10 protein-coding genes are annotated in these 13623 nt (G+C 71.9%); 7 read left to right on the top strand and 3 right to left on the bottom strand.

Annotated elements, in window-relative coordinates; genetic code table 11:
• Positions 1-14 precede the first annotated feature (14 nt).
• Positions 15-1661, bottom strand: coding sequence for an apolipoprotein N-acyltransferase (gene lnt, locus ACFWE2_RS11140; protein WP_377224290.1), 1647 nt, complete (start codon positions 1659-1661; stop codon positions 15-17).
• 145 nt (positions 1662-1806) lie between these two features.
• On the opposite strand from lnt, the gene ACFWE2_RS11135 reads away from it, so the two are divergent.
• Positions 1807-2370: a TetR/AcrR family transcriptional regulator gene (locus tag ACFWE2_RS11135; RefSeq protein ID WP_377224289.1), complete on the top strand. Its 564-nt coding sequence runs from the start codon at positions 1807-1809 to the stop codon at positions 2368-2370.
• 10 nt (positions 2371-2380) lie between these two features.
• On the opposite strand, the gene ACFWE2_RS11130 is transcribed toward ACFWE2_RS11135, so the two are convergent.
• Together ACFWE2_RS11130 and ACFWE2_RS11125 are read right to left on the bottom strand one after the other, a co-directional pair.
• Entirely contained in the window at positions 2381-3331 is a 951-nt protein-coding gene (locus ACFWE2_RS11130; protein ID WP_377224288.1) for an alpha/beta hydrolase, read from the bottom strand.
• 49 nt (positions 3332-3380) lie between these two features.
• A complete protein-coding gene (locus ACFWE2_RS11125; RefSeq protein WP_377224287.1) occupies positions 3381-4319 on the bottom strand; it encodes an NADP-dependent oxidoreductase in 939 nt (312 codons plus the stop codon).
• Positions 4320-4431: 112 nt separating this feature from the next.
• Here ACFWE2_RS11125 and ACFWE2_RS11120 point away from each other — a divergent pair, with 112 nt between their 5' ends.
• The 6 genes from ACFWE2_RS11120 to ACFWE2_RS11095 all read left to right on the top strand — a co-directional run bounded on the left by ACFWE2_RS11120 (position 4432) and on the right by ACFWE2_RS11095 (position 13569).
• A complete protein-coding gene (locus ACFWE2_RS11120) occupies positions 4432-4932 on the top strand; it encodes a MarR family winged helix-turn-helix transcriptional regulator (RefSeq protein WP_377224286.1) in 501 nt (166 codons plus the stop codon).
• 186 nt (positions 4933-5118) lie between these two features.
• Positions 5119-6582 (top strand): family 43 glycosylhydrolase, encoded by a 1464-nt coding sequence (locus ACFWE2_RS11115; RefSeq protein WP_377224285.1) that lies wholly within the window; start codon positions 5119-5121, stop codon positions 6580-6582.
• Positions 6583-6765: 183 nt separating this feature from the next.
• Positions 6766-9672, top strand: a complete 2907-nt coding sequence (locus ACFWE2_RS11110; protein ID WP_377224284.1) for a sugar-binding domain-containing protein — start codon at positions 6766-6768, stop codon at positions 9670-9672.
• Between the two features lie 335 nt (positions 9673-10007).
• Entirely contained in the window at positions 10008-11045 is a 1038-nt protein-coding gene (locus ACFWE2_RS11105) for a LacI family DNA-binding transcriptional regulator (RefSeq protein ID WP_377224283.1), read from the top strand.
• Entirely contained in the window at positions 11045-12592 is a 1548-nt protein-coding gene (locus tag ACFWE2_RS11100; RefSeq protein ID WP_377224282.1) for a sugar ABC transporter ATP-binding protein, read from the top strand. The genes ACFWE2_RS11105 and ACFWE2_RS11100 overlap by 1 nt, the downstream gene beginning before the upstream one ends.
• A complete protein-coding gene (locus ACFWE2_RS11095) occupies positions 12589-13569 on the top strand; it encodes an ABC transporter permease (RefSeq protein ID WP_377224281.1) in 981 nt (326 codons plus the stop codon). Before ACFWE2_RS11100 ends, ACFWE2_RS11095 begins: the two co-directional genes overlap by 4 nt.
• The last annotated feature ends 54 nt before the right edge of the window (positions 13570-13623 follow it).

The following is a 13623-nucleotide window of genomic DNA, read 5'->3' as shown; positions in this document are numbered from 1 at the left end:
GACCGCTCAGGCGGTCAGCCGGTCACCCGCCGGCGGGCCGCGACCCCCAGGACGGCGAGGCCCAGGAGCGTTCCCCACCACAGCAGCCCCTGGACCCACGGGCCGAGCGCGACCCCCGCGGTGCGGCCTTCGCGCAGCTCGACGTCGGTGACCAGGACGCCCGCCTCGTCGAAGGGCAGCGTCCGGAGCAGGGTCCCGTCCGGGGCGAACACCTGGCTGGTCCCGGTGGTGGAGAGGTTGACGACGCTGCGGCCGGTCTCGATCGCGCGCATGCGGGCGATCTCGCGCTGCTGCAGGTTCTCGTCCGTGCCGCGGAAGTCCGCGTTGTTGGTCTGGAACATGAACACCTGGGCGCCGTCGTGCACGCCCTCGCGGATGACGTCGTCGAAGGCGACGTCGAAGCAGATCGCCAGGCCCGCCTGCACACGCCCGAGGTCGAAGACGGGTGAGTCGTCGCCGGGCGTGTACCCGCGCGAGATGAGACCGACGAGGTCGGGGACTATCGCGCTGTACAGCCACCGGTCCGGGATGTACTCGCCGAACGGCACCGGGTGCCGCTTCGCATGTGTCGCCGCCGGGCCGTCCGCCGTCCAGAGGAACGAGGTGTTGTAGACCAGGTCCCCGACCTCGGACGCCGCGTTCAGGACCAGCGGCGCACCGTAGGCGGCGGCCGCCGCGGAGAGCGTCTGGGCGGTGGCGGTGTTCGACGCCGGATCGCTGTCGACGCCGCCCTCCGGCCACACCACCACGTCCACCCGCTCGCGCTCCAGCGGCGCCGAGGCGTCGAGCTGTGAGCGCAGCACCTCCAGCGGCTCGCGCCGGTCCGCGTAGGCGGCAGGCCCGTTGCCCTGGACGGCGCCGACCCGGAGCGTCCCGGCGTCGGAGGTGGGGAACTGGGGAACCACGATCATGACGACGGCGAGCAGGCCGACGGGCAGGGCGCCCCACCACCGGGTGGCCTCGACCGCGGTGCCGTCGTGCCCTGCGCGTTCCCGCCGGACCCGGACCGCCCACCGGACCGCCTCGACCGCTCCGGCGCACAGGACGACCATGAGGAACCCGAGCCCGGTCACGCCCAGCCAGGACGCGACGGGGGCGATCGGGCTCTCCGACTGGCTCATGCCGAGCCGCCCCCACGGGAACCCGCCGTACGGCCAGGAGCCCAGCACGAGCTCGCGCGCCGTCCACGCGCCGGCGACGAGCACCGGGAGCACCACGAGACGCACGGCAGCGGTGTCGCGCCAGCGTGGCAGCCACCGGTAGGCAAGCGTGACCAGCGGCGAGAAGACCGCGAGGAGGAGCGTCTCGAACGTGGCGAGGGCCACCCACGGCACCCAGCCGAGCGGGTCGTCGCCGAGGAACTGCGAGGCCCACGACACGTGCGGGAAGTAGAACGCGGCGCCGAACGCCGCCCCGACGAGCACGCTGCCCGCCAGGCTCCGCCCGACGAGGGAGACCAGGGCGAGCGGCACGGCCACGAACGCGAGCGGCCACCACCCGAGCGACGGGAAGGCGGCATCGAGCGCGAACCCGCCGGCGAGCGCGAGGGCGAGCGCCACCCAGAGCGGCACGAGCGGGCGCTCGGCGACGGTCGCGGCGGTGCCTGCGGCAGCCGGCACGCGGGCCCTGGCGGTGCGGCCCGGGATGACGTTGTGAACCAAGGCTCTCGTTCTCGCGGAGTGAGCTGGACAGCGTGGGCTGACCAGGACGCGGCGCACGGTGACAGGCCGGCGGGCGTCACGCGCATGATAGTCCGTGCCGCTGGGACCCCCGCGTCCGGGTCTCCCTACGTATCCTGTGATGACGATGTCACTCGAACCACCCAAGAAGCTGAGAAGGGATGCGGCGGAGAACGCCGAGCGCATCATGGCTGCCGCGCTACGAGCCGGGCTCGCCGAAGGCAAGTTCGTCCCCCTCGCGCAGATCGCCGCCGACGCAGGTGTCGGGGTCGGCACCCTCTACCGCCGCTACCCCAACCGCGAAGCCCTTCTCGAGGCCATGGCGGTGCGCGCCTACCGGCTGATCCTCGCGGAAGCGGAGGATGCCCTGGCCTCCGGCGAGACCGGTCACGACGCGATCGGCCGGTACCTGCGCCAGTCGTTCGTCCATCGGGACGAGCTCGTGCTCCCCCTCCACGGCGCACCCATGACCGAGGGAACCGAGTCCGCCGAGCTCCGCGGACGAATGAAGAAGACCATGAGCGCCATCATCGAACGGGGCCACAGCGACGGCACCGTTCGCCGGGACGTGAACGCCGGGACCGTCGTCCGGTTCGGCGCGATGCTCGCTCAGCCGATGTCGAACGTCCCGGACTGGGAGACGGCCGCCGCGGAGCAGAGGTCGGTGTTCCTGCGCGGCATCGCCCCCTGATCCGGACGGCTCAGAGCGAGCTCAGCGCTCGGACGCGGTCGGCGACGGCACGGCGTGCCACGTCCGAGTGGGGAGCGATGGAGTCGAACTCGTGCGGGACTCCCGGATGCAGGTGGAACTCCACCTCGACGCCCGCGCGGCTCAGCTTCGTGGCGTAGGCGGTGTCCTCGTCGCGGAACACGTCGAGCTGTCCGACCTCGATGTACGCGGGCGGCAGACCTGCGGCGTCCGCCAGGCGAGCGGGGGCCGCGGTGGCGGGCACCTGGTCTCCCCCGGCGGCCTCGCCGAGCAGCGCCGGCCAAGCCGTGCGGCTGTCGTCGTAGGACCAGATCAGGAACGGCTCGATCAGGGGGTCGGGCGTGGCGGTGCGATCGTCGAGCATGGGCATGAGGAGGATCTGGCGCGCGATCCTCGGACCGCCCCGCTCACGTGTGAGGATCGTCAGCGCCGCCGCCATGCCACCGCCCGCGCTGTCGCCCATCACGCCGATCCGCTCGGGGTCGACGCCGAGCTCCGCGCTGTGGTCGTGCAGCCAGCGCAGCGCGGCGTACGCGTCCTCGAGAGGCGTCGGGTGCGGGTGCTCCGGGGCACGGCGGTACTCGACCGACAGCATCGACACGCCGCTCGCCGACGCGTACCGGGACACGGGCCCGTCGAACTGGTCGATGTGGCCGAAGATGTAGCCGCCGCCGTGGAAGAACAGCGCCGCCGGCCCCGCCGGTGCGCCGTCCTTCACGTACCAGCGTGCCGTGATCGTCGCGCCGTCGTCCGTCGGTATCTCGACGTCCCTGGTCGTGACGTCGGCCGGGATCGGCAGCGCCGCGCTCGCGGCGGCGAGGATGGGTTCCCACAGCGCGCGACGTCCGGCGACGTCGCCGACCGCGGGTGGTGTGGCAGCCGCCATGGCCTCGCCCATCGGGGCGAGCGCCGCGGCGACCTCAGGATCGAGTCCGAACGACATGTCGTTGCTTCTTTCTTCCGAAGGTTTCTGCTGGGAGTGCGGAGACGGGTCAGCGGGCGTCAGGCACGGCGACGACCTTGCCGCGCAGCTCGCCGGCGGCTGCCTGCGCGTGGACGGCGGGCAGGTCGCTCAGCGGGACGCGCCGGGCGACGTCGACGGTGAGCTCGCCGCTGTCGACCAGGGCGACGAGCTGGGCCAGCTCGTCCACGTCCGCGCGGACGAAGATCCCGGCGGCCCGCACCCCGCGCTCGTCGTCGCCGGGCGTTGGCATCCACGCGGTCGTCGAGGCCACGACGCCGCCGTCACGGACGAGGGCGACGAGAGCCGTGAACTCGTCGGGGCTGATGGGTGCCAGGTTGAGCAGGACGTCGACGGGCTCGGCCACCGAGTCGAGGACGGTGGCGGCCGTGTGGTCGATGACCTCGTCGGCGCCGGAAGCCGCCACGGTGTCGTGGCTGCGCGGGCTGGCCGTCGCGATGACGTGGGCGCCCGCCCGCTTGGCGAGCTGGACCGCGTAGCCGCCCACCGCACCCCCGGCACCGACGATCAGCGCCCGCTGGCCGTCCTTGAGCCCGGCCTCGTCGAAGAGCGCCTGCCAGGCGGTCAGCGCGACGGACGGCAGCGCGGCCGCGTCGGCGAGATCGATGCTGGTCGGCGCCTTGACGAGGACGCCGGCGGGGGCGACCACGTACTCCGCCGCGGAGCCGTCCTCGGTCATCGGGAGGAAGCCGACGACCGCGTCGCCGACCTGGAACCCGGTCACGCCGTCGCCGATCGCCTCGACGGTGCCGGAGACGTCGTAGCCGGGCACGTGCGGCAGCGTCACCGGGATCGGCAGGAGGCCGCCTCGGATGCCGTTGTCTGCCGGGTTGAACGCGGAGCCGGCCACGCGGACGAGCACCTGGCCCGCACCGGCTACGGGCCGGTCGGTGTCCTCGTAGCGCAGGACCTCGGGGGAACCGGTCTGGTGGAAACGTACTGCCTTCATGATGGCCTTCTCTCGGTTGTTGCTTCGGATTCGAAGCATCTGGTGAGACCGTAGCACTGCTTCAAGTTCGTAGCAAGTACTTTGAGTTCGCAGCAACACGTAGACTGCGGGCATGACTGATCCCGCTCGCACCCTCGACCCCACCGAGCTAGGCACCTACTTCGCGCTCATCGAGGTCAGCAGCCTCTTGCGACATGCGGTCGAGCAGCAGCTCCGGGAGGCCGGCGACCTCAGCTACGTGCAGTTCCAGCTCCTGGCGCGGCTGGGCGACTCGCCCGACGGCAGCCACCGCATGACCGACCTGGCCGACGGCGTCGTCTACAGCCGCAGCGGCCTCACGTACCAGGCCCAGACGCTCGAGCAGCGCGGGCTGGTCACGCGCACGCCGTCGCCCGACGACGAGCGCAGCACGACGGTGACGATCACCCAGCAGGGCAGGGACACCCTCACGAAGGTCTTCCCTGGCCACATCGCCGTCCTCGACGAGCTGTTGTTCGAACCCCTGGCGCGCAAGGACGTCGAGGCCCTGGGCGACGTGCTGGGCCGGGTCCGCGACCACATGCGCGCGGCGCCCCCGCGTTCCGCGGCGCCACGCCGACGCAGGACGAGCTGACCTCCACGCCCTGCCTGCAGGTGATCCAGGAGCACGCGGCGAGCCTACCGCATAAGCGGACGATTTCTTCCGCTTATGCGGAAGCAGCCTGACGCGGACGATCGCCCGCGCCTTGACCGGGCGGTCCGGCTCGGGCAGAGTGCGCGATGTTAGCGCTCACACTCTCGATGACAAAGGAGTCATCCCGTGCCTTCACCCCTTGCTCTCCCGCTGGCCAGGCTGCGCCGTCGGGCCCTCGCAGCCGGGACCGCCGCCCTCATGGCGCTCGTCCTCGTGCCCGCCGCTCCGGCGTCCGCCCAGTTCATCGACGTGCCCAACCCGATAGTGCAGCAGCGCGCCGACACGGCGATCTACAAGCACACCGACGGCTACTACTACATGACCGCGTCCGTGCCGGACTACAAGCGCGTCGAGCTGCGCCGGTCGCAGACCCTCGCGGGCCTCGGCTCGGCCGCACCGGTCACCGCCTTCACCGCGCCGTCCAGCGGCAACCTGAGCGGCTGGATCTGGGCGCCCGACATCCAGTACGTCGACGGCGCCTGGTACATGTACTTCTCGGCCTCGCCCGACTCGTCGCGGTTCGCGCAGCGCCTGTACTGGATCCGCAACACGTCGGCGAACCCGACGACCGGCACGTGGTCCGCGCCGCAGCGCATGACGACCGGCTGGGACTCGTTCCAGCTCGACCCGGCGTCGTTCACCCTGAACGGCACCCGGTACTTCGCCTGGGCGCAGGACAGCCCCAGCACGAGCTACAACAGCCACATGTACCTGGCGCGGATGACCTCGCCGACCACGATCGACACCGCCTCCGCCGTCGAGATCGCGCGGCCCACCCACTCGTGGGAGATGGAGGGCGTCGCCGGCGTCGTCGAGGGGCCGTCGCCGATCGTGAAGAACGGCCGCGTCTTCATCGCGTACTCGGCGTCCGCCACCGACTCCCGGTACAAGCTCGGCCTGGTCTCCGCCTCGGCGTCGGCCAACCTGCTGTCCGCGTCGTCGTGGTCCAAGCGGTCGACGCCGGTCTTCCAGACGGCGAACGGCGTCCACGGGCCCGGCCACGGCAGCTTCACGGTCGCCGAGGACGGCGTGACCGACATCCTCGTCTACCACGCCCGCGACTACGCGACGCCGAACCCGGACGCCCTGACCGACCCCAACCGGCACACCCGCGTCCAGCAGCTCTACTGGGCGGCGGACGGCTACCCGTTCTTCGGCCAGCCCCAGGCGACCGGCTCGGGCCAGCCGGGCATCCGCGGCCGGCACAGCGACAAGTGCGTCGACGACTACGAGTGGAACACCGCCGACGGCGCCCTGGTCAGGCTCTACACGTGCAGCACCGCCGCGGCGCAGAAGTGGGAGCTCAGCTACACCGGCGGCTACTACCGCATCAAGAACCTCCACGCGGGCAAGTGCCTGGACAACCTGAACGGTTCGACGGCGCTCAACGCCGACGTCGGCCTGTGGACCTGCAACGGCAACCCGAACCAGGACTGGTCGATCGTCGACCGGGGCAACGGCTGGTTCTCCCTGCGCAACCGGACCAGCGGGACCTGCCTCGACAACTACCAGTGGGACACCGCCAACGGCGCGCGCCTGTCGCTGTACACCTGCAACGGCCTCGACGCGCAGCTCTGGCGCCGCGGCTGAGGCCGGCGCCGGTAGCCAGCCCCCTTCGAGGTCAAAGCTCCTCCCTTCTGAAGCGTTTCAGAGCGGAGGAACTTAGACCTCGAAGGGGACGGGCGGCTGGCCGGCAGCGAATCCGCGAATCGTCCAGGTAGGTGCAGAGCATCGTCCCTTCAGCGGCCGCCTGCGCCGACCTAGGGTCGTGCCATGCTCACCGTCGAGTCCATGCCCGAACCGGACGCCACCGATCCGGACGCCACTGCCCCGAAGACAGCTCCCGAGGCCCGCTCGGCCCTCGACCTGTCGGGGCAGTGGCGCTGTGCCCTGGACCCGGACGCCGTCGGCGAGCTCGAGCAGTGGTTCCGCACGGGACTGCCCGAGGGCTCCCCCGCGGTCGCCCTTCCCGGCTCGGTCCAGCACCAGGGGCTCGGTGACCCCGTCGGCCTGGACACACCGTGGACCGGCAGCATCGTCGACCGGTCGTACTTCACCGAGGAGCGGTACGCCCCGTACCGCGAACCGGACAACTTCGCGGTGCCGTTCTGGCTCCAGCCGCGCGTCTACTTCCGCGGCGCCGCCTGGTTCCAGCGCGAGGTGGAGGTCCCGGCGCACTGGGCGGGACGCGACGTCGTGCTGTCCCTGGAACGGGTCCACTGGGAGTCGACGGTCTGGGTGGACGAGCGGCGGGTCGGCACAGAGCGCAGCCTCACGACCGCCCACCGGTTCGACCTCGGCCGCCTCTCCCCCGGCCGACACCTGCTCACCGTCCGCGTGGACAACCGCACCGTGGTCGACGTCGGACCCAACGCGCACAGCATCTCCGACCACACGCAGGGCAACTGGAACGGGATCGTCGGCGCGCTCACCCTCGCCGCGCAGCCGGAGGTGACCATCCGGCGGGTGCGGGTCGTGCCCGACGTCGAGGCCCGGTCCGCGCTGGTCAAGGTCGACGTCGCCGCGGGCAGCGGCGGCGCGGGCACCGGCAGCGTCCGCGTCACCGCACGACGCTTCAACGTCCCCGGCGAGCACGAGGCAGGGCCGGTGAGTGCCACCTTCGAGGCCGGGCACAGCCGCGACCTGGCCGAACGCGGCCTCACCGCGGGCGGCACGCACGTCGACGTGCTGCTCCCCCTGGGCGACGACGCGCTGACCTGGGACGAGTTCCAGCCGGCGCTGTACGAGCTGACCGTCGAGCTGGTCACCGACGTCGGCGGCACCGAGCACCGGGACGTCGCCCGCACCGTCTTCGGCCTGCGCGAGGTCGGGGTCGAGGGCACCCAGGTGACGGTCAACGGCCGCCGCACCTTCATCCGGGGCACCCTCGAGTGCTGCGTCTTCCCGCTGACGGGCTACCCGCCCACCGACGTCGGCTCCTGGCGCCGCGTCATCGCCGTCTGCCAGGCACACGGGCTGAACCTGCTGCGGTTCCACTCCTGGTGCCCGCCGGAGGCGGCGTTCGTCGCCGCCGACGAGGCGGGCTTCTACGTCCAGGTGGAGGGCCCGGTCTGGGCCAACCAGGGCGCAGCGCTCGGCGAGGGCCGCCCGGTCGACGCGTTCCTGCACGAGGAGACCCGCCGCATCCTCGACGCCTACGGGAACCACCCCTCGTTCGTCATGATGGCGCACGGCAACGAGCCCGGCGGGCGGGACGCCGAGTTCCTCGCCTCCTGGGTCAGCACCTGGCGGACGTACGACCCCCGGCGTCTGTACACGAGCGGCGCCGGCTGGCCGGCCATCACCGAGAACGACTTCGACAACATCCCGGACCCGCGAGCGCACCGGTGGGGCGAGGGGCTGGAGTCGCGGCTCAACGGCCGCCCGCCGGAGACGGAGTCCGACTACCGCGAGTGGGTCGTGTCGCGTCCCCGCCCGATCATCAGCCACGAGATCGGCCAGTGGTGCGCCTACCCCGACTTCGCGGAGACGTCGAGGTACACGGGGCTCATGGAGCCGCGGAACTTCGGCATCTTCGCCGACTTCCTGCGCGAGGCGGGCCTGGCCGACCAGGCCGAGGCGTTCCTCCACGCCTCCGGCCGCCTCCAGCTCCTGTGCTACAAGGAGGACATCGAGGCCGCGCTGCGCACCGAGGGGTTCGGCGGCTTCCACCTGCTCGGCCTGAGCGACTTCCCCGGGCAGGGCACCGCGCTGGTCGGCGTCCTCAACCCGTTCTGGGAGTCGAAGGGCTACAGCACAGCGGAGGAGTTCGCGCGCTTCTGCGGGCCCACCGTTCCGCTGGCTCGGCTCCCGCGCCGGGTCTGGACCGCGGACCAGGAGATCGAGTTCGACGTGCAGGTCGCGCACTTCGGCCCGACGCCGTTCGACGCCGACGTGACCTGGCGCCTCCTGGACGCCGATGGTGCCGAGCTCGCCGGCGGCGTCGTCGCACGGGGTGCGCACATCCCGATCGGCAACGGCACCCGGTTCGGCCCGGTGCTCGTCCCGGCAGGTCTCGTCCCGGCGCCCGCGCAGGTGCGGCTCGTCGTCTCCGTCACACCCGTCGCCGCGGCGGACGCCGCCGGCACCACCTACCAGAACGACTGGGACCTGTGGGTGTACCCGGACGCCGAGCACGAGACGCCCGACGCCGTGCTGGTCACCACCGAGATCGGCGAGGCCGTCGAGCGCGCGGGCGCCGGCGGCACGGTGCTGCTCGAGCTGGGGCCGGAGAGCATCGGGAACGACGTCGCCCTGGGCTTCACACCGGCCTTCTGGAACACCGCGTGGACCGAGGGTCAGGCGCCCCACACCCTCGGCGTCCTGCACGACCCTACGCACCCGGTGTTCCGCCACTTCCCCACCGGGGGCACCACCGACTGGCAGTGGTGGGAGCCGCTGCACGGCGCCAAGGCGATGCTGCTCGACCAGCTCCCGCAGCGGCTGCGACCACTCGTGCAGCCGATCGACACGTGGTTCGAGGCGCGCCGGCTCGGCGTGCTGTTCGAGGCGACCCTCGGGGCGGGCAAGCTGATGGTGAGCTCGCTCAACCTCGATCCCACCGACGACCGGGCCGCCGCCCGCCAGCTCCGGCACAGCCTGCTGGAGTACCTGGCGAGCGCCGACTTCGCACCCACCGAGCGGATCGAGGCGAACGATCTGATGAGCGTCCTGCGCTGACGCCCGCGTCAACCTGGCTTTACGTCGGATGCCCCAACGGCCTTCGGTGCAGCCCAGACCCCAAGACCTCCACTCGATAGCTCGGACACGTCGGCATCCGGTACTGGCTCGCGTTCAAAAGGCTCCAGGCCGCCGTAACCCCCGGGGTTATGGTCGTCCGGAGCGTTATGGTCGCCCGGAGCCTGGGGCCATCAGACCGGCCCATCTGCACCGCCCGATTGACATCCGGCCGATCCGCTCGTACCTTCATGGAACCGATTCCATGGAATCGGTTCCATGAACTCGTCCCTCTCGACAAGCGACGTCGGGCCACGAGTGCGGCAAGGAGGCTGTGAATGCGTGCGGTGACCATCCATGACGTGGCGGCCGAGGCAGGTGTGTCGGCGGCGACCGCGTCGCGCGTGCTGTCGGGGCATCCGGCCACGTCCGAGGAGTCGCGCACCCGCGTGACCGAGGCGGCCCGCAGGCTCGGCTTCCGGCCCAACGCGCAGGCGCGCTCGCTGCGCAAGAACCACACCAACACGATCGGCCTGCTCCTGTCGGACGTGCGCAACCCCTTCTTCGCGGACATCGCGCACAACGCCGAGCGGCACGCGCTCGAGTCCGGGATCGCGACGCTCCTGTGCAACGCGAACGAGAGCACGGAGCAGCAGGACCTGTACCTCGACCTCCTCCTGTCGCAGCGGGTCGCAGGCATCATCGTCGCCCCGCAGGGCGACGGGGCCGGTTCGCTGCGCGAGGTCCTCACGCTCGGGGTGCCGGTGGTGTTCGTGGACCGCACGATCGACGGGGTCGACGTACCGAGCGTCACCTCGGACAACCGCTCCGGCATCACCGGCGCGGTCGCTCACCTGGCCGGTCTCGGGCACCACCGCATCGGGCTCGTCGCCGGGCCCCAGGAGACGTCGACGGGCCGCGAGCGCCTGGAGGCCTTCCGGCAGGCGATCACGGAGCACGGCCTGGACGACGATCCCGACCTGGTGCACCTGGGCGACTTCCAGGTGACCAGCGGTGTCCAGGCCGCGAACCAGCTCCTGGACCTGCCCCACCCGCCGACGGCGGTCCTCGCCGCGGACTCGCTCATGACGTTCGGCGTGCTGGAGGTGCTGCGCGAACGGGGCATCCGGGTGGGCAGCGACCTGTCGGTCGTCGGGTACGACGACGTCGCCGCGTTCCGCTGGTTCAGCCCGCAGCTCACCGTCGTCGCGCACGATCCGGCGCGCATGGGCGCCCTCGCGGTCGATCTGATCCGCGACGTCCTGGACGGCCGCCCGGCCCGGTCGGTCGTCCTGGAGTCGTCGTTGGTCGTGCGCGAGTCCACCGGGCCGGCTCCCGGAGCGGGCCATGTCCCCCACCCCGCAGGAAGGCAGTGATGACCGCGGATCCGGTGCTCTCGTTGGAGCACGTCACGAAGAAGTTCGGTCCCGTCACCGTGATCGACGGCGTCACCGTCCACGTCCGGCCCGGCCACGTCCAGGTCCTCCTCGGGGAGAACGGCGCCGGAAAGTCGACCCTCATCAAGATGATGGCGGGCATCTACCAGCCCGACGGCGGTCGTGTCGTCGTGGACGGCCGCCCGGTCGTGCTGTCCGACGTACGCACGGCGGAGTCGCTCGGGATAGCGACGATCCATCAGGAGCTGAACCTCGTGCCGACCATGTCGGTCGCGGAGAACATCGTGCTCGGCCGGATGCCCTCGCGGGCGGGCCTGCTCGACCGCCGCGCGGTGCGCCGCACCGCGCGGGACGCGCTCGCCCGCATCGGGCTCGACCTCGATGTCGACACGCCGGTGGGCGAGCTCGGCATCGCACGCCAGCAGCTCGTCGAGATCGCCAAGGCCCTCAGCACGAAGGCCCGCATCCTGATCCTCGACGAGCCGACGGCCGCGCTCACCGGCGACGAGACCGACGCGCTCTTCGGGGTCGTCGAGGAGCTGCGCGTGGCCGGCGTCGGCATGGTCTTCATCAGCCACCATCTCGAGGAGATCGGCCGGATCGGCGACTCCGTGAGCGTGCTGCGCGACGGCGCGCTGGTCGCGGAGGTGCCGGCGACCACGGACGAGGACGAGCTCGTCCGCCTCATGGTCGGCCGGGACATCACCGACCACTACCCGCGGCGACGGGAGCACGAGGGACCGGACGAGGTGCTGCTCGAGGTCGACCGCCTGAGCAGCGGCGACCGGCTGCGCGACATCAGCCTGACGGCGCGGGCCGGCGAGGTCGTCGGGATCGCGGGCCTGGTCGGCGCCGGGCGCACGGAGCTGCTGCGCGCGATCGCCGGGGCGGACCCCTATGACTCCGGAGAGGTGCGGGTCGCGGGCAGGCCGGTACCGCGCCGCGGCATCCCGGCGGCGATCTCCGCCGGCATCGGCCTGGTCCCGGAGGACCGCAAGGCGCAGGGCCTCGTGCTCGACGCGTCGGTCGACGAGAACATCGGGTACGCCACGCTCGGCAGCACCGCCCGCGCCGGGCTGGCGGACCGGCGCGGTCAGCGGGACCGGGCACGCCAGATGGCCGAGCGGCTGCGCATCCGCATGAGCGGTATCGACCAGCCGGTCCGCGACCTGTCCGGCGGCAACCAGCAGAAGGCCGTGTTCGCCCGCTGGACGCTCGCCGGGTCCAAGGTCCTGCTGCTCGACGAGCCGACGCGCGGCGTCGACGTGGGCGCGCGGGTCGAGATCTACGAGGCCATGAACGCCATCACCGCAGCGGGCGGGACCGTCGTGATGGTCTCCAGCGACCTGCCCGAGGTGCTCGGGATGAGCGACCGGGTCCTCGTGATGAGCGGCGGCCGCCTCGCGGGCGAGCTCTCCCGCGAGGACGCCACCCAGGACCGTGTCATGGCCCTCGCCGTGCGCGACGTCGACCGCGACGCCGAAGACCACCCGAACGCAGCGACCACAGAAGGAACGGACCGATGACCACCACGACCGCCGCACCGGCGAAGCAGCGCTCGTTGCGCTCCGCCCTCGGCTCCCTCCTGTCCGGCAACGGGGCCCTGGTCGGCCTCCTCGTGCTGTGCCTGGCCCTGTACATCGCGACGCCCGCGTTCCTGACCGGACCCAACCTGGTCAACATCGGGATCCAGGCGTCCACCATCGCGGTGCTGGCGTTCGGCATGACGTTCGTCATCGTGGCCGGCGGGATCGACCTGTCCGTCGGCTCGGTGGCCGCGCTGTCGGCGATGGCGTCGGCCTGGATCTTCACGTCGGCCGGCCTGCCCGGGTGGATGTCGATCGTCGCGGGCCTCGCGACCGGCGCGCTCGCCGGCGCCGTCAGCGGCCTCGGTGTGGCGTTCGGCCGGCTCCCCTCGTTCATCGCGACCCTGGCGATGCTGTCGGTGGCCCGCGGCCTGACCCTCGTCCTGTCCGACGGGCGCCCCATCGCCACGTCCCCCGAGGTGTCCTTCCTCGGCTCGCGCGTCGGCGGCGTCCCGGTCCCGATCCTCGTGCTCGTCGTCACGGGCGTGATCGCGGCGTTCGTGCTCAACCGGACCGTCGTCGGACGAGAGATGTACGCCGTCGGCGGCAACGTGGAGGCCGCGCGGCTGTCCGGCATCCGGGTGCGCAAGGTCCTCGTGACGGTCTTCGCGCTGGCCGGCGTCTACGCCGCGCTCGCGGGCATGCTGCTCGCCGGCCGGCTCAACTCCGCCCAGCCGCAGGCCGCCTCCGGCTACGAGCTCGACGCGATCGCGGCCGTCGTCATCGGCGGCGCCTCGCTGGCCGGCGGTGTCGGCAAGGTCTCGGGCACGCTCGTCGGCGCCCTGGTCCTCGCGGTCATCCGCAACGGCCTCAACCTCCTGAACGTGTCGTCGTTCTGGCAGCAGGTGGTCATCGGGCTCGTCATAGCCGTCGCGGTCGGGATCGACGTGCTCCGCCGCAAGAACACGCGGCACTGACCCACCACCCCTCCTGCCTTACCCGCAACACCCGCACCACTGTGCACCACCCTC

Origin of the sequence: Promicromonospora sp. NPDC060271 (genome assembly GCF_042726755.1) — a bacterium.
Taxonomy (GTDB): Bacteria; Actinomycetota; Actinomycetes; order Actinomycetales; family Cellulomonadaceae; genus Promicromonospora.
This window is presented reverse-complemented; position numbering and strand designations above follow the sequence as displayed.

What these genes read in the sequence shown, in the direction of transcription:
- ACFWE2_RS11110 (WP_377224284.1), top strand. Translation starts at nt 6,766, where the DNA reads ATGCTCACCGTCGAGTCCATGCCCGAACCGGACGCCACCGATCCGGAC.
- ACFWE2_RS11095 (WP_377224281.1), top strand. Translation starts at nt 12,589, where the DNA reads ATGACCACCACGACCGCCGCACCGGCGAAGCAGCGCTCGTTGCGCTCC.
- ACFWE2_RS11100 (WP_377224282.1), top strand. Translation starts at nt 11,045, where the DNA reads ATGACCGCGGATCCGGTGCTCTCGTTGGAGCACGTCACGAAGAAGTTC.
- ACFWE2_RS11135 (WP_377224289.1), top strand. Translation starts at nt 1,807, where the DNA reads ATGTCACTCGAACCACCCAAGAAGCTGAGAAGGGATGCGGCGGAGAAC.
- ACFWE2_RS11130 (WP_377224288.1), bottom strand. Translation starts at nt 3,331, where the DNA reads ATGTCGTTCGGACTCGATCCTGAGGTCGCCGCGGCGCTCGCCCCGATG.
- ACFWE2_RS11105 (WP_377224283.1), top strand. Translation starts at nt 10,008, where the DNA reads ATGCGTGCGGTGACCATCCATGACGTGGCGGCCGAGGCAGGTGTGTCG.
- ACFWE2_RS11120 (WP_377224286.1), top strand. Translation starts at nt 4,432, where the DNA reads ATGACTGATCCCGCTCGCACCCTCGACCCCACCGAGCTAGGCACCTAC.
- ACFWE2_RS11125 (WP_377224287.1), bottom strand. Translation starts at nt 4,319, where the DNA reads ATGAAGGCAGTACGTTTCCACCAGACCGGTTCCCCCGAGGTCCTGCGC.